The 20363-nt window shown below is 61.8% G+C and carries 25 protein-coding genes; 6 read left to right on the forward strand and 19 right to left on the reverse strand.

The genetic code is table 11. The features are described from left to right. Positions 1-88: 88 nt before the first annotated feature. The 10 genes from AC097L_RS08545 to AC097L_RS08590 all read right to left on the reverse strand — a co-directional run bounded on the left by AC097L_RS08545 (position 89) and on the right by AC097L_RS08590 (position 6916). Entirely contained in the window at positions 89-448 is a 360-nt protein-coding gene (locus AC097L_RS08545) for a hypothetical protein (RefSeq protein WP_479585908.1), read from the reverse strand. Between the two features lie 109 nt (positions 449-557). After that, positions 558-986: a helix-turn-helix domain-containing protein gene (locus AC097L_RS08550; protein ID WP_479585909.1), complete on the reverse strand. Its 429-nt coding sequence runs from the start codon at positions 984-986 to the stop codon at positions 558-560. Beyond that, positions 983-1141, reverse strand: coding sequence for a hypothetical protein (locus AC097L_RS08555; protein WP_479585910.1), 159 nt, complete (start codon positions 1139-1141; stop codon positions 983-985). Before AC097L_RS08555 ends, AC097L_RS08550 begins: the two co-directional genes overlap by 4 nt. Before the next feature lie 193 nt (positions 1142-1334). Then, positions 1335-1979 (reverse strand): hypothetical protein, encoded by a 645-nt coding sequence (locus AC097L_RS08560; protein WP_479585911.1) that lies wholly within the window; start codon positions 1977-1979, stop codon positions 1335-1337. 96 nt (positions 1980-2075) lie between these two features. Next, positions 2076-2390: a BrnA antitoxin family protein gene (locus AC097L_RS08565; RefSeq protein ID WP_479585912.1), complete on the reverse strand. Its 315-nt coding sequence runs from the start codon at positions 2388-2390 to the stop codon at positions 2076-2078. A gap of 15 nt (positions 2391-2405) precedes the next feature. Continuing rightward, positions 2406-2738, reverse strand: a complete 333-nt coding sequence (locus AC097L_RS08570; RefSeq protein ID WP_479585913.1) for a helix-turn-helix domain-containing protein — start codon at positions 2736-2738, stop codon at positions 2406-2408. After that, a complete protein-coding gene (locus AC097L_RS08575) occupies positions 2735-3064 on the reverse strand; it encodes a type II toxin-antitoxin system RelE/ParE family toxin (protein WP_479585914.1) in 330 nt (109 codons plus the stop codon). Before AC097L_RS08575 ends, AC097L_RS08570 begins: the two co-directional genes overlap by 4 nt. Positions 3065-3113: 49 nt before the next feature. Beyond that, positions 3114-4484, reverse strand: coding sequence for a tyrosine-type recombinase/integrase (locus AC097L_RS08580; protein ID WP_479585915.1), 1371 nt, complete (start codon positions 4482-4484; stop codon positions 3114-3116). A gap of 466 nt (positions 4485-4950) precedes the next feature. Next, positions 4951-6039 (reverse strand): LacI family DNA-binding transcriptional regulator, encoded by a 1089-nt coding sequence (locus tag AC097L_RS08585; protein ID WP_479585916.1) that lies wholly within the window; start codon positions 6037-6039, stop codon positions 4951-4953. A 13-nt stretch (positions 6040-6052) separates the two neighbouring features. Next, on the reverse strand, positions 6053-6916 hold the full coding sequence (locus AC097L_RS08590; RefSeq protein WP_479585917.1) for a TIM barrel protein: 864 nt from the start codon (positions 6914-6916) through the stop codon (positions 6053-6055). 262 nt (positions 6917-7178) lie between these two features. Here AC097L_RS08590 and iolG point away from each other — a divergent pair, with 262 nt between their 5' ends. Next, positions 7179-8174: an inositol 2-dehydrogenase gene (gene iolG, locus AC097L_RS08595; protein ID WP_479585918.1), complete on the forward strand. Its 996-nt coding sequence runs from the start codon at positions 7179-7181 to the stop codon at positions 8172-8174. Positions 8175-8177: 3 nt separating this feature from the next. Next, complete coding sequence (locus tag AC097L_RS08600; RefSeq protein ID WP_479585919.1) at positions 8178-9206, forward strand: Gfo/Idh/MocA family oxidoreductase; 1029 nt, start codon at positions 8178-8180, stop codon at positions 9204-9206. 2 nt (positions 9207-9208) lie between these two features. On the opposite strand, the gene AC097L_RS08605 is transcribed toward AC097L_RS08600, so the two are convergent. Continuing rightward, complete coding sequence (locus tag AC097L_RS08605) at positions 9209-10138, reverse strand: inositol monophosphatase family protein (protein ID WP_479585920.1); 930 nt, start codon at positions 10136-10138, stop codon at positions 9209-9211. Positions 10139-10224: 86 nt separating this feature from the next. On the opposite strand from AC097L_RS08605, the gene AC097L_RS08610 reads away from it, so the two are divergent. Genes AC097L_RS08610 through AC097L_RS08620 form a run of 3 tightly spaced genes read left to right on the forward strand, consistent with a single transcriptional unit; the run spans position 10225 to position 12447 of the window. Continuing rightward, positions 10225-11028 (forward strand): RNA methyltransferase, encoded by an 804-nt coding sequence (locus AC097L_RS08610; protein ID WP_479585921.1) that lies wholly within the window; start codon positions 10225-10227, stop codon positions 11026-11028. A gap of 9 nt (positions 11029-11037) precedes the next feature. After that, positions 11038-11811 (forward strand): serine O-acetyltransferase, encoded by a 774-nt coding sequence (gene cysE, locus AC097L_RS08615; RefSeq protein WP_479585922.1) that lies wholly within the window; start codon positions 11038-11040, stop codon positions 11809-11811. A 24-nt stretch (positions 11812-11835) separates the two neighbouring features. Next, positions 11836-12447 carry a Uma2 family endonuclease gene (locus AC097L_RS08620; RefSeq protein WP_479585923.1) on the forward strand — a complete coding sequence of 204 codons (612 nt, stop codon included), beginning with the start codon at positions 11836-11838 and terminating at the stop codon, positions 12445-12447. A gap of 68 nt (positions 12448-12515) precedes the next feature. On the opposite strand, the gene AC097L_RS08625 is transcribed toward AC097L_RS08620, so the two are convergent. Genes AC097L_RS08625 through yjgA form a run of 3 tightly spaced genes read right to left on the reverse strand, consistent with a single transcriptional unit; the run spans position 12516 to position 14572 of the window. Then, positions 12516-13349, reverse strand: a complete 834-nt coding sequence (locus AC097L_RS08625) for a PhzF family phenazine biosynthesis protein (protein WP_479585924.1) — start codon at positions 13347-13349, stop codon at positions 12516-12518. Beyond that, the gene (mog, locus tag AC097L_RS08630; protein WP_479585925.1) at positions 13350-13928 is read right to left on the reverse strand and encodes a molybdopterin adenylyltransferase; all 579 of its coding nucleotides are present in this window, start codon (positions 13926-13928) and stop codon (positions 13350-13352) included. Beyond that, positions 13925-14572 (reverse strand): ribosome biogenesis factor YjgA, encoded by a 648-nt coding sequence (yjgA, locus tag AC097L_RS08635; RefSeq protein WP_479585926.1) that lies wholly within the window; start codon positions 14570-14572, stop codon positions 13925-13927. Before yjgA ends, mog begins: the two co-directional genes overlap by 4 nt. A gap of 87 nt (positions 14573-14659) precedes the next feature. On the opposite strand from yjgA, the gene pmbA reads away from it, so the two are divergent. Beyond that, entirely contained in the window at positions 14660-16051 is a 1392-nt protein-coding gene (gene pmbA, locus AC097L_RS08640; RefSeq protein WP_479585927.1) for a metalloprotease PmbA, read from the forward strand. A 114-nt stretch (positions 16052-16165) separates the two neighbouring features. Here the strand turns inward: pmbA and AC097L_RS08645 are convergent, their stop codons facing one another. The 5 genes from AC097L_RS08645 to AC097L_RS08665 all read right to left on the reverse strand — a co-directional run bounded on the left by AC097L_RS08645 (position 16166) and on the right by AC097L_RS08665 (position 20316). Next, positions 16166-17761 carry a DUF6600 domain-containing protein gene (locus AC097L_RS08645; RefSeq protein ID WP_479585928.1) on the reverse strand — a complete coding sequence of 532 codons (1596 nt, stop codon included), beginning with the start codon at positions 17759-17761 and terminating at the stop codon, positions 16166-16168. Positions 17762-17824: 63 nt separating this feature from the next. After that, a complete protein-coding gene (locus AC097L_RS08650) occupies positions 17825-18286 on the reverse strand; it encodes a GatB/YqeY domain-containing protein (RefSeq protein WP_479585929.1) in 462 nt (153 codons plus the stop codon). A 224-nt stretch (positions 18287-18510) separates the two neighbouring features. Further along, positions 18511-18723, reverse strand: coding sequence for a 30S ribosomal protein S21 (gene rpsU, locus AC097L_RS08655; protein ID WP_092756237.1), 213 nt, complete (start codon positions 18721-18723; stop codon positions 18511-18513). A gap of 130 nt (positions 18724-18853) precedes the next feature. Next, positions 18854-19642 (reverse strand): phosphate/phosphite/phosphonate ABC transporter substrate-binding protein, encoded by a 789-nt coding sequence (locus AC097L_RS08660; RefSeq protein ID WP_479585930.1) that lies wholly within the window; start codon positions 19640-19642, stop codon positions 18854-18856. Next, complete coding sequence (locus AC097L_RS08665) at positions 19639-20316, reverse strand: ABC transporter permease (protein WP_479585931.1); 678 nt, start codon at positions 20314-20316, stop codon at positions 19639-19641. The genes AC097L_RS08660 and AC097L_RS08665 overlap by 4 nt, the downstream gene beginning before the upstream one ends. Positions 20317-20363 lie beyond the last annotated feature (47 nt).

The raw sequence follows: 20363 nt of genomic DNA on the forward strand, positions 1-20363 counted from the left end.
ACGCACAGGGCCCGGGACATTGAACAACTGCTGCCGCATCGCTGGCAGCCCATCCCTCCTTGAAATCAACCATGGCTGTGGCCAGTGGTCAACATGGGATGGCCGGACGCTTACCAATAGGGGCCCTCTCTACACCGTGAGGCGGAGTAAGGGGTGCGTTTTTAAGCAAGGCAAGATATTGGTACGCGCCGCGCCTGAACATCTCCAGCGTGCCCACGTCGTAGCCGGGGATACGGTCGAGTGTCCGCCAGGTCACGGCATACCAGCTGGCTTTGTTAGGTCGCTGGCCTTTGACTGTCTCAAAGATGAAACCAGCCTCCAGTAGCTCCCGCTTGGCACGGGTGATCACGTCAGAGCTCTTCCAGCCACGCTTGGCCAGGTACGCAGCCGATGCCAGCAGTCGTCCGTTGTTGTCGCGGACAAACTGGCGCGCAAACTCAAAGAGCAATGCACGCGCAGGATGCGATAGACGGACGTAGGCGGTGCAATCCAGGACGGACCAGGGCAAGGCAGCAAACCCGCCCGCATCACGTCCTGAGTCACCTTTTCGGCCAGGATTACGACCATTGGCCATGGGACTCCAGCGCGGCGGCACCGGCACCCAGAAGCGGGCCGCCCGCCGGGTCAATGGCTAGGCCCAGCGGGTCGCCAGATGGCTCGTTGATCAACTCATACAGGGCGACACCGGAATGCAAGTAGCCTTGTTCATCGTAGAGCGTTTGGCGCGCAACCCTGGCGATGCTGTAGCCATGTTTGTCGTTCAGCTCCTTGATACGGGCGGCGGGCATCATCACGCCAGAGCGGCGCAGTTCCATGGTGTTCTTGTTGCTGGCACGCAGCAACTTGATCACAGTCGCGTATTGCGCCGCCGTCGCCGTGCTTTTGCCGATAGACTTACGCTTGCCTTTTAAGTTTTTTGCAAAGCCTTCGGTGTTCGTTGCACCGGGGGCTTTTTCATTTCCGGGGTTGATGTCTTTGCGGCTCATCGTGTCACCTCCAGCACGCGGCCCAGGTTGCCCAACACAGCCTTGGCGACTGCGTAGGCTTCATGGTGGTTGGCGGTACCGTGCATTGCCTTGGTGGCCAGGTCCTGCGCCACAACCAGCAAAGACTGCTTAGGGGCCGTCAGATCCTCACGCATTGCCCAAAGCCTAAGCGTCTGCTGAGCCCTCGAAAGGTGAAATGCAGCCTCGCAAGTAGGCAGTCCAGAACGAGTTTCACGCTCTAGTGGTACCGGTTGAAAAGTGATTGCAGCCATGGTGTAAACCTCTCGGTTTGTTGAACATGGTTGGCAAACCTAAGCACGATATTTGTGCAGCGCAAAGGCGCTTGGACTACACGCCTTTCCCAAATCTGAGCTTTTTCATTCTTCCCGGCGCTTTAGGCGCTCGCTCGATCAATGCGTCATTTCGCTCTTTTACGCTTTTTGCTCTATTAGCAATTTCCGTAGCCCACTTTGCCTGCCATGGCTCGCATTTCTTAAGTTCCCGCCAATGAATTAGCGCGGTTGACTCGCTCACTGCGGCTGCGGTTGCAATCTCTTTTTTTAGGGTGGTTTCAGACTTGTGTTCGCCTGGGAATGCCTCCATTTTTAAGTACGCCTGTATCCACAAAGAAACAACGTGCCATTTCCGCTTTTCTTTCTCAGCATCACTTGGCGCGTGGTGCCTTCCAATGCGTAAAGCGCTGCGAATATTGGGCAATTGGTCATCAACGGGGCCGGGAGCTTCGCAAAACTTAATGAGGTCTTGAATCACCGGGTCTAAAGCGTCAAGGATATTCAGCAAAATATTTGCGTCAAAAACGCCCTCAGCGTCAGCTAATGGGATGTTATCTAAATGGCTTACTCGCCAACTTTCATTTCTTGGACGGTCGGCTTCCCTCCGCTCCAAATAGGCTCGGAATAAGTTGACTCCGCTTTCATGGCGCATGTAGTCTGTGAGTAGCTGTGCGCCCGGTCTTTCGTGAATCGGCTTCAATTACACCCCTTCAAGGTGTCACTTCAAATAGAAGCCCCAGCAGGCGGGTGAAGGTTCCCGCTTTTCGGTTCGCGGGCCTAGCTGGGGCAAAACGGTTCAAGCGTGGCTTTGCACCCAGCTCTTCAAGACTTCATTGATGCGGGTTTGCCAGCCCGGCCCGGTGGCTTTGAATGCATCCAGCACCTCGGCATCGACGCGCATGTTCAAGGTGGGGCGCTTCACGGTCACGGCGGGCCTGACCCGCCCCCGCTTGATGGTCGCACTCGCCCAGTACGCAGCCACGGCAGCGGCATCGTTGGGGTCACTGCCAGGCGTGAACGGGATGGACGCATCCTGCGCAGCTTCGCGCTTGACGCGCTCCCAGTCGGTGCCCGAGGGCTTCGGTTCAGTGGGCTTCTTGCCAGCTTGCATACGTCATCATTTCGTTCAGGCGTACGCGGCGGCTCGGCGTGTAGTAGGCCGTTTGACCGGCGCTATCTTGGGCATCGACACCTTGACGGTCGGCACCATGCCCGCAGTGGCCGCCATATCAATCAAGGTGTCCAGCGAGAACAGGTTTACCTTGCCCCGCATCAGGTCGGATATGCGCGGCTGGGTTACGCCGAACAACGCGGCGGCCTGGGCCTGGGTCATGTCCTGTTGGCGGATAACTTCGGTCAGGCTCAACATCAGAGAAGAGCGTGCACGCATACTGGCCGCCTCCTGGGGGGTGTCCTCGATGGCATCCCACACGCTGGCAAATCGCTGTTTATCGGTCATGGCGCAATTTCCTTCATTAAGTCTTTGAGCCGCTTCTTGGCTAGTTCAATATCCCGCTTCGCCGTCTGTTGGGTCTTCTTCTGAAAGCAATGCAGTACATAGATTGCATCAGCCAATTTGGCAACGTAGACCACGCGGAACGTGCCAGCCTCGTCCCATATGCGCAGCTCCACTACACCAGCGCCGATACTGGGCATAGCTTTGGCATCATCAGGCGCTAAACCGTTTTGCACCCTGTCCAGTTGATACCCCGCCTCACGCATCGCGGTTTGGGGAAAGCTGCGTAGGTCATCAAGGGCCGCGCCTCGAAACTCAATAGGTTTCATGGATTGAATTATATGGAATTTTGTATGTTTGTGTTGGCGAAAGGCGACCCTATCCAGCCACTACGCGCAGGCCATTGAGTACGGCTTGGGGTACGAACGGCACACCAGCCTGCTCCAGCATCCATGCCTCGATGCGTTCATGGTGCACGCGCAGCAATTCAAGTGGGCGCACGGTGTAGTGCTTTTCAGCGGTGGCGCTGGGCTTGTGCCCTTGAATCTGCGCTACCACGCCTACGGGCACCTCCAGCCACTCGGTCAGGCTTTTGAATGAGCGGCGCAGGCCGTGCAGGGTCAGGCCATCTACGCCAGCAACTGTGCAAGCGCGGGTATGCGGGTTGTTGGGCTCGCTCAGGTGGCCCGATTCGCTGGTGGGGCTGCAGAACACCCATTCATTGCGGCGGGGCAGGGCGGCCAGCAGGTGCAGCATGTAGGGCGTGGCGGGTATCTCGCGGTTGCCTTCCACCTTGTCGTGCAGGTAGATGCCTTTCCACTGGGTGTTCACGTCTTCCCAGCGCAGTGCCAGCACTTCATTCAGCCGCGCCCCGGACAACAGCAGGAATTGCAGGCAAGCGGCAATCACTGGGTTTTGAATTTGCTGCACGGCGGCGAACCATGCGGCCAGTTGTTCGCGTTGCAGCACATCGGATTTCGTCCCGGCCTTGCCCAGGGCTTCACGGGTCTTCTTGGTCTTGGCTGGGTTCTTGACGGGCAGCAGGTCGCCGTAGGCGGGCTGCTCGCTGCACCAGGTCAGAAACACGGTCAGCAGCCGCCATGCCAGCCGGGCGGAGGATGCACGGGTTTTGCCCTCGTTCGCGGCCCATGCCTCGATGGTGGGCTGGTCAAGGTTGCGCAGTGCCAGCGGCATCAATGCGGCCAGCGGTCCCGGCTTGGTCAGTTGCTTGCCACCACCACGGCGGCCAGACGGCAAGCCCCCGGCTTTGGCTTTGTCGATGTGGTCGCGGTAGTGCAGTGCTCCCCATTTCGGGCGGCGTTCTTCGATGTAGGTGGCCCACACCTCGCCTACGGTCAGCGCGGCTACTTTGTCGGCCTCTACTTTGGCAGCAGTGGCAGCCCTCTTTTCAACGGCGGCGGCTTGTTGGTCGCGCTCCACCTCGCGGGGGTCTATGCCTGCATCCAGGGTCACGCGCAAACGGTTTGCCTCGGCTCGGGCCTGTTCAATGGTCCAGGCGCGAACATCTCCGATGGTACGGCGGATGGTCTGCCTATTCAGTTTGGCCTCAAACACGAACGACTTGGCCCCGGTGTTGGTCACACGAACCCGCAGGCCGGGGGCTTCGCTGTCGCGCAAGAAGGCTTGGGCTTTTTGGTCGGTGCGGCAGGTCAGCCGTTCAATCACGCCTGCGGTCAGGTTTATCCGCTGGGTGGTGTCAGGTGCGTCGGTTTTCTTGGGGCGGGCCATACTGCTTGCTCCGGTCAGTTTGGCTACACCGGCATTCCGTGTAGCCACTGCGTAGCCAAAAATCCCCAATTTAGAGGAATATCAATCAACACTAAGGCTGTTTTCTTATCCAGTTGTATGGACGTAAGCTGTTGATTTATATTGATTGTAGCAACATCAATCAACGATGTGAAATACTATAAAGTCAGGATTGTGATTCCTGTTGTCGAGGGTTCGAGCCCCTTCAGCCACCCCAAGTACAGTGAGGAAAGCCTGCTATTGCATAAATAGCAGGCTTTTTGCATTTCCGGCTCCGCCATGGGTACATGCATTTGAACGGGCCACAAAGGCGTGGCAGCATTTCTCCACTTGCATTTCCACGCGGACAGAATTTACGTGGAGTTAGCGAGTTTTGAGACACCTTGAACGCTATCAGGATTTATTTTAAGAAAAATGCCTCTAGCGCAGAGAGAATAAACGCCTGCTGCTATTTATTTTGTAGTGAAATGCTGGTTGGTAAATATCGCTGGCCAGGTAAGTTTTCCGCACAAAAAAGCCTGAATTCATTCGGTCCTGAGCTGGGCTTTTGCGCTAGCCATTGGGTCTGAAACAGCAGGTGCTGCATGCCTGACAAGATCTGTCCATCGGGGTCTTGGTCTATCACCAAATCCATCGCGCCCTGGGTCAGCCAGGTGCGGTGCGCATCTGACAGCTCATGCCCTATCCACACCACTTCTCCCACCACTTTTCCTATATGGCCGTGGCGCAGCAATGCCTGGTGGATGCCAGCAGACCCGGCACCGCTATGGTAGATACCTGCTACACCGCCTTGCTGCAGGGCCGTGTCTACCGCCTGGAAGGTCTGGTCGGGGTCGTCGAAGCACGGGGTGGCGGGGTTGCAGGTGAATTGGCTGAACTTTTCTCGTACCACGTCTAGAAACCCGGCAGTGCGGTCGCGGTGGGCGCGAAAGTGCAGGTCGTTGGTCAGCAGCAATAAACGTCCTCCGGGCCGGGCCAACCGCCCCATGAAGTGCCCGGCCGTGCGGCCTGCGTGGAGGTTGTCGATGCCCGCGTAGTGCAATCGGGAGACATCGCTGATGTCGCTCATCAAGGTGACCACGGGCACGCCTTGCTGGCTGACCTGCTGCACGGCGGCGCGCAGCACGGGGGTGTCTTGCACGGCCAGCAGGAGGCCGTGGCGTGGGTGCGGGGGCTGGCGGATGAACTGCGCGGTGCGTTCGTCGTCGCCGGGCACAAACGTGTGGCGGTGCACCACGATGCGCCTGTCCAGCAGGGGCATGAGGCGCTGCAAGGCCAGTTCCATGCGCTGGAAAAATGGGGTCTGGCTGCGCGCAAACACCACGTCCAGCCGGGTCAGCCCCCGGTGCACTTCGGGCATTAGGCGCGGCACTGCGAGCTGCTGTGCCGCGCGAATGACCTTTTCACGCGTGGCGGTGGAGACGCTACCCCGGTCATTCAGCACCCGGTTGACGGTGGCCGGGCTGACCTGGGCCAGCGCGGCAATGTCGATGAAGCGGGCGCTGGATTTTTTACGCAGAGGGGGAATGTCGGCCATTCCCCACTGTAAATCAGGCGGGCTGTGCTACTTTTTCGCGCGCTACGGCCACGGCATTCGTCAGGTAGGCCATGCTGGAGGCCAGTTGCTGCTCGATGTCGGCCTCGGACGCGGCGGCGATTTCTTCGGCGAAGGGCTCAAACGACACAAAGCCTGCGTAGCCCGCATCCAGCAAGGTGCCGAGCTGTGCGGCGTTGCCCAGTCGATCGCTGGCACCTACCAGCACGCGGTGGCTGTCGCGCATTTGGTTGGGTGTGAGGGCGGTGTCTTCCACGCCAGAAATGTGGACCAGGCCGGTGTGCTCGGGGAAGAACAGGCCTTCGCCTGCCAGGTGGTGGTGGAAGGTGTCGTGCACCAGCTGGAAGGTGCTACCGCCGCCGACCTCGATGATGGCACGTACGGCCTGCGACTTGCGGCGCACGGCACATTCTTCGAAGCCCAGGGGCTCTACCAAGCCGACCAGTTTGGCGGCTTCCAGCAGGGGCTTGAGTTGGGTCAGGGCGTTGACCAGGTCGAGGTGGCGCTGGTCCGGCGTGCGGTTGTCGCGCAGATCATTGGTGGGGCACAGCACCAGGGCTTCGGCACCGCAGGCCACGGCGTAGGCAATCATGTCCTGGGCTTCCTGCAGGCGCTTGGCATCGAACTGCTCAAAGCGCTGCAATGCATTGATGGAGCGGATGGTCAGGCCCTGGGTCTTGGCGGCGGTACCGATGTCGGCGGCCTTGGCACCGTTGACCATTTCCGCCTCGGGCAGGTCATTGCGGATTTCAATAGCGCCCACGCCCAAGCGCTTGGCCATGGCGGCGAAGCTGGCGAACGGGATGCGCGGTGCGCTGATACGGTTGATGGAAAAAGGGATGGCGGTAGGGGATGTCATGGTGGGGTTTGTCTCTTGGAAAAAATCGGCTTGTCTGTGGGCTGGTCTGGCCGCCACTGTAGACAAGCCGGACCCGGTTTGCATCCGATTTTTTGACCATTTATGGTCATTTCTAAGGGTTTACCTTGAAGTTAAATTCGAATTTAAAATCTTTTGGAAAATTATTTTCGTTTATCGAAAATCCCCGTATAGTTCGGCATCTTGGTTCCCGCCCTTGTTCTGTTCAGGCGGATTTTTTCTGTTGTATTCCCTGGTAAATCCTATGAAAAACGTTGCTGTTTTCGGTGCCGGTCGCATTGGCCGTATCCACTCTTCCAATATTGCCGCACTGCCGGGTGTCAAGCTGCAAGCCGTGTGCGACCCGGTGCCCGCCGCCGCCAGCGACCTGGCGCAGCAACTGGGAGCCCAGGTGTCCACCATCGAAGCCGTGTTGGCCGACAAGAGCATTGACGCCGTGGCCATTTGCTCGTCCACCGCTACACACAGCGACCTGATCACCCGCGCTGCTGCAGCAGGCAAGCACATTTTTTGCGAAAAGCCGGTCGATTTGTCGGTGCCCCGCGCCATCGCCTGTGCAGAAGCCGTCAAGGCCGCCGGTGTGGCCTGCATGATCGGCTTCCAGCGCCGTTTCGACCCCACCTTCAACGATGCCAGCCGCCGCCTGGCCGCCGGTGATATCGGCAAACCTGAGATGCTGATCATCACCAGCCGCGACCCCGGCGCGCCCCCGGCCGACTACATCAAGGCATCCGGCGGCATCTTCCGCGACATGCTGATCCACGACCTCGACGTGTTCCGCTGGATTTTGTGCGCCGACGGCGACGAAGCGGTGTGGCTCAGCGCCACCGGCTCGGTCCTGACCGACCCCGCCATCACCGCCCTGGGCGACGTGGACAGCACCGCTGTGACCATCCGCACCCAATCCGGCCGCCTGTGCCAGATCAACACCAGCCGCCGCGCTGCCTACGGCTACGACCAGCGCTTTGAAGTGCTGGGCTCGGGCGGTCTGCTGCAATGCGGTAACCAAACCCCTTCGGCCGTGGTGCAGTGGGATGCCAACGGCATCCGCGCCGACAAGCCCGAAGCCTTTTTCCTGCAACGCTACGCTGCTGCCTACAAGCTGGAAATCGCGCATTTCTTTGAGTGCCTGCAGACTGGCGCACCTTTTAAAACCACGGTGGCCGACGGCGTTGCAGCGCAAAAGCTGGCCGATGCCGCCGCTGAAAGCTGCAAGAGCGGCCAACCGGTGGTGTTCTAAGCCATGGCTACGTCTAATTCCCCTTTGCGAATCGGCATCGCCGGTCTGGGCCGCCTGGGCCAACGCCACGCTGAGGCCCTGGCCTTCCGTACCCGCCACTGCAGCCTGGTGGCAGCCTGCAGCCCGGTGGCCAGCGAGCGCGCCTTTGCGGGCGAGCAACTGGGCATCGTCCGCCTGTATGGCGACTTCGACGCTTTCATCGCCGACCCGGACATCGACGCAGTGGTGCTGGTCACGCCCACCTCGCTGCACGCCAACCAGGCGATTGCCGCGCTGGAAGCGGGCAAGCATGTGTTTGTGGAAAAGCCGCTGGCGCTGAACCTGGCCGATTGCGAACGCGTGCTGGCCGTAGCCGAAAAGCACCCGGCGCAGGTCGCGATGGTCGGCTTTGTGCGCCGCTTTGATCCCAGCTACCTCGCGGCACAGACCAGCGTGGCGGCGGGCGAGATCGGCAAGCCGTTTTTGGTGCGCAGCCAGACCTGTGACCAGAACGACCCCGAAGGTTTTTTTGTACGGTTTGCGCCGACCTCGGGCGGCATCTTCATGGACTGCAGCGTGCACGACATCGACTTGGCGCGATGGATGCTGGGCCGCCCCAAAGCCTTGCGCGCCTTCGCCACCGGCACCAACGCGCTGCACCCGGCGCTGGCCGAGTTTGGCGATGTGGACAACGGCGTGGCCGTGGTCGAGTTTGAAGGCGGAGCCAAGGCCGTGCTGTATGCCTCGCGCACCATGGCGCATGGGCATGAAACCAGTACCGAGGTGATCGGCACTGCGGGCAAGTTGCTGGTGGGCGAGCACGCTGCCCGCGACCGCGTGGTGCGCAGCGACGGGCTGGGCGTGCGCCATACGGTAGTGGCCGACTTTTACGAGCGTTTCGAAGCCGCCTTTGCGGCCGAGATGGCAGCGTTTGTGGCCGCCTGCCGTGGTGTGCAGCCGCTGACGCTGACGCTGTCGGATGCGCTGGAGGCCACCCGCATCGGGCTGGCCATCACCCGGTCACTGCACAGCGGGCTGCCAGAGCCCATCTGAGCTTAGAAGGGCGCGTCCTTGCTGTCGGAAGCGGCTGTAGGTGTTGCGGCTTCTTCTTGTACGGCCACGTCGGGCGTATCTGCCGATACTGCTTGGCGCAACGTGGCCTTTTCGCCTGCGCTGGCAAACTTGCTGTATTTGCCCAGCACCGACACCAGTTGGCCGTACACGCGCGGGTTGCCGGCCATGCACTCTTTCTGCTCCAAAAAGTCGGCCTCGCCGGTGAAGTTGCCCACCAGACCACCGGCTTCGGTAATCAGCAGTGAGCCCGCGGCCACGTCCCAGGGGTTCAGGCCGGATTCGAAAAATCCATCGGTGAAACCCGCGGCCACATAGGCCATGTCGAGTGCCGCAGCGCCGGGGCGGCGAATTCCCGCCAGCTTGGGCATCAAGTCAGACATCATGCCCAGGTAGTTTTTGAAATTGTCACCCGGGCGGAACGGGAAGCCGGTGGAGATCAGGCATTCGTTCAGGCGCACGCGCTTGGATACGCGTATGCGGCGCTCGTTCATATACGCACCCCGGCCCTTGGTGGCAGTGAACAGGTCGTTGCGGGTGGGGTCGAAAACGACGGCTTGTTCGATCTTCCCCTGCACGGCCAGCGCGATGCTGACGCAGTAGAACGGAAAGCCGTGGATGAAATTGGTGGTGCCGTCTAACGGGTCGATGATCCACACAAACTCGGAATCTTTGGCGCCAAACTCTGAACCCGATTCTTCTGCCAGGATGCCGTGGCCGGGATAGGCCGTGGTCAGCGTCTCGATGATCACTTTCTCAGCCGCCTGGTCGACTTCGGTGACGAAATCGTTGATTTGCTTCTGATTTATACGTACCGCTTCGACATCGAGTGCCGCACGGTTGATGAGCTTGCCAGCTTCGCGGGCGGCCTTGACGGCCACGTTCAGCATCGGGTGTAGGTTTGGGAGCGCCATAGATTTTTAAGAAGAGCAAAAGAAGAGCAGCCCGGCGATGCAGGCAGCGACAATCGATCGATTTTACCCGTCCTACTGTTTCCGTCATGCAAAGCCGTTTTATTCTGATCCAACCCAGCCACGCTGGCAATGTAGGTGCTACCGCCCGGGCCATGAAAGTCATGGGCTTTGACGACCTGGTGCTGGTCAATCCGCGCTGGCCGAATGTGCTGCGCCGCCTGGAAACCATCCAGCGCGCCAGCGGTGCCCTGGACGTGCTCAACAACGCCCGCATCGTCGCAACGCTGGACGAGGCGCTGGATGGCATGGACCACCTGTGCGCCACCGCCATGACCCCGCGCGACTTCGGCCCGCCCACCACCACACCGCGCCCGCATTTTGAAGCGCTATTGAAACGAGAGCTACCGGTGCAGCTGGAATCTGCGCCAGAGGCCGATTTAGCTTTAAAAAGACCTGCAGGTGTCGCGTTCCTGTTTGGCTGCGAGCGCTTTGGCATGACCAACGAAGACGTGTACCGTTGCCACGTGGCTTTAAGCATTCCCACTAACCCGCACTTCGGCTCGCTGAACCTGGCCGCGGCCGTGCAGCTTATTGCCTACGAATGGCGCATGGCCCTGGGCGGCTACGCGGTGGAAGCCGCCACCCCGCCGTCCGCACAGGCCGACGCGCGCCAGGTCGGTGGCATGCTGGCGCACTGGGAGCAGGCGCTGACGGCGCTGGGCTTCCTCGACCCCGCCGCACCCAAAAAGCTGATGCCGCGCCTGAACCAGTTGTTCAACCGCGCCCAGCCGCTGCAGGAAGAAATCCATATCCTGCGCGGCATTGCCAAAGCCATTACCCAAGCCACGGATCAGGCTTCGGACAAAGCCAAATCCCCAGCAAACGACTAGACTAATCTGATGTTTTCCCGCCTCCGCTCCGACATCCACTGCATCCTCGACCGCGACCCTGCTGCGCGCAGCACCTGGGAGGTGTTGACCTGCTACCCCGGCCTGCATGCGGTGGTGCTGCACCGCCCGGCCCACTGGTGCTGGCACCACGGCTTCAAGTGGCTGGGGCGCTTTATCTCGCACATCGCGCGCGGGCTGACCGGCATCGAAATCCACCCCGGTGCCAAGCTGGGCGAGCGGGTGTTTTTTGACCACGCGATGGGTGTGGTGGTGGGCGAAACGGCGGAGATCGGCGACGGCTGCACCATCTACCAGGGCGTGACGCTGGGCGGCACCTCGCTGTACAAGGGCACCAAGCGCCATCCCACGCTGGGCCGCGACGTGGTGGTCAGCGCCGGCGCCAAGGTGCTGGGCGGCTTTACCGTGGGCGACGGGGCCAAGATCGGCTCCAACGCGGTGGTGATCAAGCCGGTGCCTGCGGGTGCCACGGCGGTGGGCATTCCGGCCCGCATCATCCTGCCCAAGGACGGCGAGGCGGGCGATGCGGCCATGGCCACGCCGCGCTTCTCGGCCTACGGCATCACTCCCGATGGCGACCCCATTGGCGAAGCCATGCGCGGCCTGATCGATAGCGCCTCCAGCCAGGAGCACCAGATTGCGCTGCTCTGGCAGGCTATCGAAAAGCTCTCGGCCACCCAGACCACCCCCGACTGCGTGCCCTGCGACGCGGCCCGCACCGAGTGCTTCGAGGCCGAGAAGTTCACGCAACTGGTGGGCAAGTAAGGACCATAACGTTAGGATGTGGTCATGTCCTACGCCCAACCGCAACACCATTTCGCTGCCGATGCTTACCTGGTCTGGGAGGCCAACCAGACTGAGCGCCATGAATACATCCAGGGCGAAGTCTTTGCGATGGCGGGCGGGACGGAGAACCACAACACGGTGGCCTTGAATGCTGCTGTTGTGTTGCGCAGCCATCTCAAAGGCACACCCTGCAAGGTATTTATTTCCGATATGCGGGTGCAGGTGGCGGCCGTAGACGCTTATTTCTACCCCGATGTCGTGGTTCGTTGCCAGCCAAAGACGGCTCCCGATGGAAAGGCCATATCGACGGATGCCCCCGTACTGGTCGTCGAAGTGCTGTCCGACAGCACCGCCACCTGGGACCGGGGCGGCAAATTCGCGGCTTACCGCCAGCTGCCTAGCCTGCAGGAGTACGTGCTAATCGACCCGCAAGCCCAGACGGTCGAGCTGTACCGGCGCAATGCCGCCCAGCGGTTTGAACTGTATGCCTGGGATGCCCTGAATCCAGGGCCCTGCGAATTCGCCAGCGTGGGGCTGCAATGGCCGCTGGAGGATGTGTTTGAGGGTGTAGTGCTGGATAAACCCGCGGATACAGCCAGCGCGGCCACGGTGTAAAAATACAAGCCTTTTAGACCACCGGCGCATATTCCGTCTACGCAAGCAGCTTCTTTTTCGATAGCAAGTTAGCCCAGCATCATCCGCGCCGAGCCCGATACCCGGACCGAGCTGCCCGGAGTGTCCGACAGCTCCGCCCGCAGCAGCGAGCGCATGCCCATGTCTTCGCCTTGCACCACGTCGATACGGCCCGCGTGTGGCCAGGCGATGTCGCGCAGATAGGCTGCCAGGGCGGCGGTGGCGGCTCCGGTGGCGGGGTCTTCCAGCACGCCGCCGGAGGCAAAGGCGTTGCGGGTGTGCAAATGCTGCGCGGATTCGGCAAACACCAGCACGATGGTCGTCAGGCCCGCGTCCCGCATCAGGGTGCGGCCTGCGGCCAGGTCGTAGTGCATGGCGGCCAGGGCGGAGCGGGTTTTGAGCGCCAGCACCAAGTGGTCTGCACCGCCATGGGCCAGGGCGGGCGGGATGCGCGGGTCCAGGTGGTCAGGCGTGTAGCCGAACAATGCCAGCGCGGCATCCATCAGCGCGGCAGGGGCGGACTGGCTGTGGGTAGGGGGCGATTGCAGCGCGGCTTCCACGGTGGAGCCCTCGCGGCGGCCTTCGACGGTAATCTGGGCGTGGTTCAGCGACAAGGCAAACACGCCGTCGCCCTGCTGCAAAGCCAGCGCCGCGCCAAGTGCAATCGTGGCGTGGCCGCAGAAGGCGACTTCGCTCTCAGGCGAGAAGTAGCGCACCCGCCAGCCTTCGCCTACCGGCGTGGCAAATACGGTCTCGGAAAACCCTACTTCGGCAGCGATGCGCTGCATGTCGGTATCGGGCGGTAGCGCGTCGGCCAGCACCACGCCCGCTGGGTTGCCGCCGGTGTCGCCGTCGGAGAAGGCCGCAAATTTTTGGACCTGCATTTAGCCTGCTACCCGTATTGCCGACTTGGGCCGAAATGCCTTGCACACCGCATCAACGGTCTCCAGGTACGGCCCGCCGATCAAGTCAATGCAGTAGGGCACCGCCGCAAAGATGCCGGGCACGCCCCGCTCGGGCAGGCCTTCCAGTGTCTCGGCAATGGCTTTGGGCTGGCCGGGCAGGTTCAGGATGAGGGCCTGGTCGCGGATGACGGCGGTTTGGCGCGACAGGATGGCGGTGGGCACAAACTGCAAGCTGATCTGGCGCATTTGCTCGCCAAAGCCGGGCATGGTCTTGTGGGCCACGGCCAGGGTGGCCTCGGGGGTCACGTCGCGCAGGGCCGGGCCGGTGCCTCCGGTGGTCAGCACCAGGCTGCACCCGGCATCGACCAGCTCAATCAGCGTGGCGCTGATGGCGGCCTGCTCGTCCGGGATCAGGCGGGGGAGGAATTCGATGGGGTTCTTTAAGGCGCGGGTCAGCCAGTCTTGCAGCGCGGGCAGGCCCTTGTCTTCGTACACCCCGCTGCTCGCCCGGTCGCTGACCGAGACGATGCCGATCTTGACGGGATCGAACGCAGTCATTCTTCCGCCGTGTCGGCTATGGCGCCGTCGTTCAGCGGGCCGTCCATGTCGGCCAGTTGCTCGCGCACCAACTGAAAGATGTCGCGGTAGGCGCGGCCGTGGCGGGGCGGGGCACCGGGCTTTTCGGGCACTAGGTCTTTGCGGGCCTGGCGCACCAGGGCGCGCAGTTGCTGGGAGTCGGTCTGCGGGAACTCGGCAATCCACTCGCCCACGGCATCGTCTTCGGCGATCAGGCGGTTGCGCCAGGTTTCGGCCTTGTGCAGGGCCAGGTTTTCTTGCGCCGAGCCGGAGTGCTGGATTTTCAGCGTCGCGCGGATTTCGTCGAGTTTTTCGGGTTCTTGTTTGCGCATGAGTTTGCCGATGAACTGCATCTGGCGGCGTTTGCCTTCGAAATTGGTGATGCGCTTGGCTTCCAGCACTGCGTCATGCAGCTTTTCGGTGAGTTGCAGCTTGGTGAACAGGTCCAGGCGCAGGGTCAGCAGACTTTCGCCCAGGGCTTGCAGTTCGTCGCTTTCTTTCTTGAGGTCGGTGCGGCTGGAGGCATCCGTGCCCTTGAGTTCGGCTTTGAGCTGGATGTCCAGTTCGCTCCCTTCGGCAACGAATTTGCCCTGGACGTAGTAGCCTTTGGTGAGTTTGCGTGACATGGTTTTTAGGGTTGTGCGCGCGGTGCGCGGGGTATCCGATGGGGGTGCAGCAAGAGAGGCTGCGTGGCAAGTATCATAGCCGCCAACATGAAAAAACCAGTTTCCCCTTCTGCCAGCGACAATCGCCAGCCCGCCACCGGCTTCGCCTACAGCCGTCCCTTCTTTGAAGAGCTCGTCGATAGTGCCTTGGCGCATGCCAAAAAACTCGGCGCCACCAACGCCGGGGCCGAGGCTTCTGAGGGCTGTGGCCTGAGCGTTTCGGTGCGCAAAGGCGCGCTGGAAACGGTGGAGCGCAACCGCGATAAATCGCTAGGGATCACGGTTTACCTGGGCAAGCGCCGGGGCAATGCCAGCACCTCCGACTTCTCGAAGGCGGCTATCCAGCAAACCGTGAAGGCGGCATACGACATTGCCCTCTTCACCGCCGAAGACCCCTTTGCGGGCTTGCCCGATGCCAAGAACATCGCCAAGCGCCAGGTCGATCTGGACCTGTTCCACCCATGGGCCATCACCAGTGAAGAGGGCGCCCAGATCGCCATGGAATGCGAGGCCGCGGCCCTGCAAACCAGCAAGCAGATCACCAACAGCGAAGGCGCGGGCGTGTCGGCCCAACAGTCGCATTTTTTCAGCGCGCACACGAATGGTTTTCGCGGTGGGTATGCCACTTCGCGGCATTCGCTGTCGGTGGCACCGATTGCGGGCAAGGGCAGCGGCATGCAGCGCGATTCCTGGTACAGCTCGATGCGCGATGCGACCGAGCTGGCTTCGCCGCAAGACGTGGGCCGTTATGCTGCCCAGCGGGCCTTGAGCCGACTGAAGTCGCGCAAGATTCCGACCACAGAATGCCCGGTGCTGTTCGAGTCGCCGCTGGCGGCCGGGCTGCTGGGCGGCTTTGTGCAGGCTGTGAGCGGCGGCGCGTTGTACCGCAAGAGCACGTTTTTGCTGGATTCGCTGGGCAAGCAAATCTTTCCCAAGCACATCCATCTGCTGGAAGACCCGTTTGTGAAGCGCGGCAAAGGCAGCTCGCCGTTTGACGACGAGGGCGTGCGCGTCAAGGCCCGCACCGTGGTGGATGCAGGCTGCGTCGAGGGCTACTTTCTCAGCAGCTATTCGGCCCGCAAGCTGGGTATGCAAACCACTGGCAACGCAGGTGGTTCGCACAATCTGGTGCTGTCTTCCAGCCGCACCCGCCCCGGCGACGACCTGGATGCCATGTTGAAGAAGCTGGGCACCGGCCTGTTCGTCATCGAGCTGATGGGCCAGGGCGTGAACTACGTGACCGGCGATTACTCGCGCGGTGCCAGCGGCTTCTGGGTGGAAAACGGCGAAATCGCCTTCCCGGTGGAAGAGATAACCATCGCCGGTAACCTGAAAACCATGTTCAAGGGCATCCAGGCGATTGGCGCAGATACCTACAATTTTGGTGCCAAAACCGTGGGCTCCATCCTCATCAACAAGATGAAGGTGGCGGGCAGCTGATGTAGGTTTTTAGGCTTTTTAGGCCTCTAGCGCATAATCTACCTGCGCCACTAGCTATATAAATAATAGCTGGTGGCGTTGTCGTTTGAGGCCTGGGGTTTTGCGGGTGCGGGCTTATTTACCGCCGCCAGGGCGTTGGCCCGTGTATAGGGGAGGCTGGTAGGGTTCAGGTATACCGGGCTGTACCTCCAGCATCTGTGGCCGGGGCAGGGGGCGGGCTTGCGGCTGCTGGCGGTTTTGCGCGTCGCGCATCTGCTGCTGTTGGACTTGTTGCTGCTGCATCTGCTGTTGCATCTGTTGCTGTGAGGCATCGCGCTGGCGCTGCATTTGCTCGCGCTGGGCCTGCTGCTGCATCTGCATCTGGTTGCGGTTTTGCTCTTGCTGCTGGCGTTCGCGGTCCATTTGCTGCTGGCGTTGCATCTGCGCCCGTTGCTCCAGGTCGGCTTGGTTGCGGGGGGCATTCTGCATTCGCATTTCCGGGCGCGCGTGGGGGATGGCTTGCTGCGGCCAGACCGGCTGGGGCGGTGGCTGCACCATGGGCTCAATACGCGTCGGGCCGTTGCCAAAGGGGCGGGGGTCACGCGGGAAATGGTTCCAGTCTGGTTGCTGGGGACGGTTGAAGTTGTCGTTGGGGCGCTGAAACTGGGGGTAATTGGGCCGCCAAGGCTGGCCGGGGGCCAGCGGAAACCAGTTGCCTTGCGGTGGCACGCGGCGGTCTTGCTCGAAACGGTTGGGGCCCTCAAACCGGACCAAGGCGGGCGCGTAACTGGGCCGCTGGTTCATCGGCCCGGGTACCCAGGCCCATTGCGCGCCTATTTGGGCCCATCGGCCGTAGTGGAAGGGCGCAAAGCCCCACGGGGCGTTGTCTACCCAGGTCCAGCCCCAGGGGGCAATCCAGCGCCATTGGCCATTTTGGTAGGGTGCCCACTGGCCTACCGTGACCCGGGGAAACCACACCGCGCCGTAGGCATCGTCGGTGCGCCAGTCGCCATAGCCGTCGAGCTGCTGGTAGCCGATGGTGTCGCGCGACACGTAGCGGGCGCTCTGGGACTGGTCTTCAGCCCGGTCGCGGGCGAAGGACCAGAGGTCGAAGTTGTCGCGTGGCGGGTTGTTTTGCGCCACTTCCTGGGCCAGTTGCCTGTCGGCAAAGCGCACTTGCTGCTGGCTGACAAGGGTGCGGGAGGCCCCGTTTTCGCCATACACCACGCCGCTGCCACTGCGCACCGTGACACCGGTGCTGTTGGTGCGGGGGTCTACGTCCAGCCGGTATTCGCCGGGCTGGCTGGCGGTAAAGGCCAGGTTGGGGGTGTTGACCTCCAGCGTTTCGCCGGGGTAGAGGTTGCGTACGCGCAGGGCCAGATTGCCCTGGGTCAGAGTAAGGCGGGTGGTGGTGTCGTCTAGCTCGCTGATCTCCAGCGCGGTTTGGCCGTTGATGCGCAAGGCGGTGGAGCCGCTGTGCAGCTCGGCGCGCGCGCCGGGGGCGGTTTGCAGCCGGTCGCCGCTGGTCAGGGGGCGGTTGAATTCGGCTGGGCTCCAGTCGTCGCTACCGGCTGGAGCGAAGCTGACTGCGCCTTCCATCAGGCTCAGCCGCGCCACCCGGCCCGGTGGGGCGGCCTGCGCCAGAGCGTGGCTGGCGGTCAGTGTGGTGATCGACGCGACCAGCAACGCGCCCAGCAAACGGGCGGTCTTGTGTAAAAAGGAGGCGGACATGGCGTGGGTCGGAGTGGCTCTCCTTTTATAACGCGGCAACCGCCTCCTTGGTTGGCTTGGGGCCTATACGGCCAGTGCGGCCTTGACGGCGGCCGATACCTGGCCCATCTCGGCCTTGCCCGCCAATTGCGCCTTGGCGGCACCCATCAGCCGGCCCATGTCGCCCGCACCCAGTGCGCGGCCCAACTCGGCCACCATGGCGGCGGCCAGGGTGCGCACCTCGGCGGCCACCTGTTCGGCATCCAGGCGCTGGGGCAGGTATGCGGACAGCACGGTCAACTCGGCTTTTTCAATGTCGGCCAAGTCGGTACGCTCTGCCTTGGTGAAGGCGTCGATGGAGTCTTTGCGCTGCTTGATCAGCTTGTCGACGATGGCCACCACGGCTGCGTCGTCCAGCACCACACGCTCGTCAACCTCTTTTTGTTTGAGCGCGGACAGCAGCAGGCGCACCGTACCCAGGCGGACACTGTCCTTGGCACGCATGGCGGTCTTCATGTCTTCGGTGATTTGTTCTTTGAGGGACATTGGGTTTCCTGGGGTGAGGGGTTAACGGTGGTACCCATGGTGCAGTCAGAACGCACGCCTTCCAGAAACACTGTGGAACCGGCTTTGCCGGGCCACTGGTGTTGCCCCCTGCAAGGGGGTTGGAGAAAGATGCGAAGCACTGGAGCCTGGGGGTGGGCCAAAAACACAAAAGCCCGCCCTGGCGTCCCTGGGCGGGCTGGTCAAACTGCGGACAGTTTGAAAGCTTAGTACAGCTTTTTAGGCAGCTGCATGGAACGCACGCGCTTGTAGTGGCGCTTGACAGCGGCCGACTTCTTGCGCTTGCGCTCGGTGGTGGGCTTTTCATAGAACTCGCGCGCACGCAGGTCGGTCAACAGGCCGAGCTTTTCAATGGTGCGCTTGAAACGGCGCAGAGCGACGTCAAAGGGTTCGTTTTCTTTTACACGGATGGTTGTCATGACAAAAAAGGATTCCGATTTAGGTGCAGGTCTTGTCAAAAGGAAGATCAGGCCGTTGGACGTGACATCTGCGGTGTTCCCCTGCTATTAAATTGATCAGGCAGCAGGGGTTTGCCAGCAAAGCCTTGGATTATAGCCTGTAACCTGCCCGGTTGGCGCGTGCTTCCATCAGGGTAATCGCGCCATAGTCGCCCAGCGGCAGCTCGGCAAAATCCTCAATCAGCAGCGATGCGCGGGCATCGGCCAGCGCTTCGGCGCGCATGGCGTGCTGCAGGGCCTGGCGCAGGGCGATCAGTACGTCGGGTGGGGTCTGCAACGATGTGATCAGCGGCAGGCCCGGGGCCGGTGCGGTGTGGCCGCAGACCTGCACGCCGCGCAGCTTCTCGGGGTGGTCGCGCTGCAGCAGCGCCAGCGTTACGCAGTCGATGGCGGCCAGATCGGCCTGGCCACTGCGCACACTCTCCACAGAGGCATGGTGCGATCCGGTGGCCACGGCCTTGCCAAAAAATGCGCCATTGCGCGCCAACGGGGCCACCAGCGCCCGCAGGCTGTTGTGGCCCGATTGCGAATCTTCCGAGTTATAGGCCACGGTGCGGCCCCGGAACCCGGCCAGCGGCAGCCCGGCATCGGCGCTGCGGCAGACCAGTTGGCTGCGATAGCGCAGGCCGTCGCAGCCGGGGGCGGTGTAGCTAAAAGCACCCACCAGTTGCACCCGCCCGGCCAGCACGTGGGTCAGCGGGTAGCCGCAGGTTTGGCTGAGCAACAGTTCCGGGTCTAGCCAATGCGCCACCAGGTCGGTAGGCTGCGCCAGCGTGGCAGGCACAAAGTCGATGTTCAATTGGTCGGCGACACATTGCCACAAAGCGGCATTGGCCGCCGACCCCGCTGCGTACATCGGAAATGAAGCAAGCGTGGTCATCCCTGGGCACTCCGCCAGCGGTTCAGGTGTTGGGTCCATCGTGCGAAGGCCATGTCGGTGACGATGGCAAGCCCTCCGACCAGGATGGCACCTTGCAAAACATATGCGGTATTGAAGCCGCTCAGGCCCACGATGATGGGGGAACCCAGCGTTTTGGCGCCCACCGTGGATGCAATGGCGGCGGTTCCCAGGTTGACGATGACCGAGCTGCGTATGCCCGTCAGAATTACGCTGAGCGCCAGCGGCAGCTCTACCCGCCAGAGCGTGCCCAGCCCGCCCATGCCCAAGCCCTTTGCGATCTCCCGCACCGAGTCGGGCACAGATTCAATGCCTGCAATGGTCGCCCGCACCACGGGCAGCAGACCGTACAAGGCCAGCGCTATCAGTGCGGGCTCGGTGCCAAAGCCGATCAGCGGCGCAGCAATCGCCAGCACGGCCACCGGTGGGAAGGTCTGGCCCATCGCCACCACGGTTTCCACGACGGGCTTGAACTCGCGCCCGGCAGGCCGGGTGACAGCCACGCCTGCACCCACGCCCACCAGCACCGATGCCAGGCTCGACCAGAAAACGATATGCAAATGCGCCAGCACCAGCGCCACAAAGCTGTCCTGGGTATAGACGGGGCGGTCCAGTGCGGGAAACAGGGCGGCGAACACTGGATGCAGATGCGGCATGCCCCATGTTAATAATGCTAGCAACAAAGCCGCCCAGAATAAGCGGT

It is taken from the genome of Rhodoferax sp. RT5P35, assembly GCF_056521385.1.

Excerpts from the sequence above, each read along its gene's own strand:
- iolG (WP_479585918.1), top strand. The coding sequence starts at position 7,179 with ATGAAAAACGTTGCTGTTTTCGGTGCCGGTCGCATTGGCCGTATCCAC.
- AC097L_RS08610 (WP_479585921.1), top strand. The coding sequence starts at position 10,225 with ATGCAAAGCCGTTTTATTCTGATCCAACCCAGCCACGCTGGCAATGTA.
- AC097L_RS08590 (WP_479585917.1), bottom strand. The coding sequence starts at position 6,916 with ATGACATCCCCTACCGCCATCCCTTTTTCCATCAACCGTATCAGCGCA.
- AC097L_RS08565 (WP_479585912.1), bottom strand. The coding sequence starts at position 2,390 with ATGCAAGCTGGCAAGAAGCCCACTGAACCGAAGCCCTCGGGCACCGAC.
- cysE (WP_479585922.1), top strand. The coding sequence starts at position 11,038 with ATGTTTTCCCGCCTCCGCTCCGACATCCACTGCATCCTCGACCGCGAC.
- AC097L_RS08585 (WP_479585916.1), bottom strand. The coding sequence starts at position 6,039 with ATGGCCGACATTCCCCCTCTGCGTAAAAAATCCAGCGCCCGCTTCATC.
- yjgA (WP_479585926.1), bottom strand. The coding sequence starts at position 14,572 with ATGTCACGCAAACTCACCAAAGGCTACTACGTCCAGGGCAAATTCGTT.
- AC097L_RS08605 (WP_479585920.1), bottom strand. The coding sequence starts at position 10,138 with ATGGCGCTCCCAAACCTACACCCGATGCTGAACGTGGCCGTCAAGGCC.
- AC097L_RS08645 (WP_479585928.1), bottom strand. The coding sequence starts at position 17,761 with ATGTCCGCCTCCTTTTTACACAAGACCGCCCGTTTGCTGGGCGCGTTG.
- mog (WP_479585925.1), bottom strand. The coding sequence starts at position 13,928 with ATGACTGCGTTCGATCCCGTCAAGATCGGCATCGTCTCGGTCAGCGAC.
- AC097L_RS08650 (WP_479585929.1), bottom strand. The coding sequence starts at position 18,286 with ATGTCCCTCAAAGAACAAATCACCGAAGACATGAAGACCGCCATGCGT.
- AC097L_RS08620 (WP_479585923.1), top strand. The coding sequence starts at position 11,836 with ATGTCCTACGCCCAACCGCAACACCATTTCGCTGCCGATGCTTACCTG.
- AC097L_RS08570 (WP_479585913.1), bottom strand. The coding sequence starts at position 2,738 with ATGACCGATAAACAGCGATTTGCCAGCGTGTGGGATGCCATCGAGGAC.
- rpsU (WP_092756237.1), bottom strand. The coding sequence starts at position 18,723 with ATGACAACCATCCGTGTAAAAGAAAACGAACCCTTTGACGTCGCTCTG.
- AC097L_RS08665 (WP_479585931.1), bottom strand. The coding sequence starts at position 20,316 with ATGCCGCATCTGCATCCAGTGTTCGCCGCCCTGTTTCCCGCACTGGAC.
- AC097L_RS08580 (WP_479585915.1), bottom strand. The coding sequence starts at position 4,484 with ATGGCCCGCCCCAAGAAAACCGACGCACCTGACACCACCCAGCGGATA.
- AC097L_RS08555 (WP_479585910.1), bottom strand. The coding sequence starts at position 1,141 with ATGCGTGAGGATCTGACGGCCCCTAAGCAGTCTTTGCTGGTTGTGGCG.
- pmbA (WP_479585927.1), top strand. The coding sequence starts at position 14,660 with ATGAAAAAACCAGTTTCCCCTTCTGCCAGCGACAATCGCCAGCCCGCC.
- AC097L_RS08600 (WP_479585919.1), top strand. The coding sequence starts at position 8,178 with ATGGCTACGTCTAATTCCCCTTTGCGAATCGGCATCGCCGGTCTGGGC.
- AC097L_RS08550 (WP_479585909.1), bottom strand. The coding sequence starts at position 986 with ATGAGCCGCAAAGACATCAACCCCGGAAATGAAAAAGCCCCCGGTGCA.
- AC097L_RS08575 (WP_479585914.1), bottom strand. The coding sequence starts at position 3,064 with ATGAAACCTATTGAGTTTCGAGGCGCGGCCCTTGATGACCTACGCAGC.
- AC097L_RS08660 (WP_479585930.1), bottom strand. The coding sequence starts at position 19,642 with ATGACCACGCTTGCTTCATTTCCGATGTACGCAGCGGGGTCGGCGGCC.
- AC097L_RS08625 (WP_479585924.1), bottom strand. The coding sequence starts at position 13,349 with ATGCAGGTCCAAAAATTTGCGGCCTTCTCCGACGGCGACACCGGCGGC.